1 protein-coding gene and 1 pseudogene are annotated in these 430 nt (G+C 60.7%); both read right to left on the bottom strand.

The features are described from left to right. Positions 1 to 14 precede the first annotated feature (14 nt). Positions 15 to 350: a TusE/DsrC/DsvC family sulfur relay protein gene (locus J5M56_RS25815; protein ID WP_207938160.1), complete on the bottom strand. Its 336-nt coding sequence runs from the start codon at positions 348 to 350 to the stop codon at positions 15 to 17. Beyond that, a pseudogene (locus J5M56_RS25810) lies at positions 347 to 430 on the bottom strand (sulfurtransferase complex subunit TusB); the annotation flags it as partial. The gene J5M56_RS25815 and the pseudogene J5M56_RS25810, both read right to left, overlap by 4 nt.

The raw sequence follows: 430 nt of genomic DNA, 5'->3' as shown, positions 1-430 counted from the left end.
AGCTGGAAAATCGTTCATAGGCAAGTCGTCGGTTTGGGCAGGCTCGACAGTTTCGCGGCGAGTTTGGCAGGTGTGCCTTTGAACAGTCGGTTCAGGTGCAGGCTGTTGCCTTTGTCCGCGCCGAGTTTCAGCGCGGTGTACTTGATCAGCGGCCGCGTGGCCGGCGATAGCTGGAATTCGGCGTAAAAGCTGCGCAGCAGCTCGAGGACTTCCCAGTGTTCGGGCGTCAACGCGATGTCTTCGGCGGCGGCGAGGGCGCTGGCGACTTCAGCCGACCAGTCGCTGAGGTCAACGAGAAAGCCGTCCTTGTCCAGTTCGATGGCGCGGGCGCCGACGGTCATTGAATTCATAGCCAGCTGTTGACCTTGGCGTGATGGATCGACAGTTCGACGAAGGCCGGGTAGTCAATGGCCTCGGCCCAGTCTGGAAC

The sequence above is a fragment of the Pseudomonas sp. 51_B genome, assembly GCF_017491595.1.
GTDB lineage: Bacteria > Pseudomonadota > Gammaproteobacteria > Pseudomonadales > Pseudomonadaceae > Aquipseudomonas > Aquipseudomonas promysalinigenes.
The sequence above is the reverse complement of the archived record's forward strand: the minus strand, read 5'-3'. Positions and strand labels throughout refer to the sequence as shown.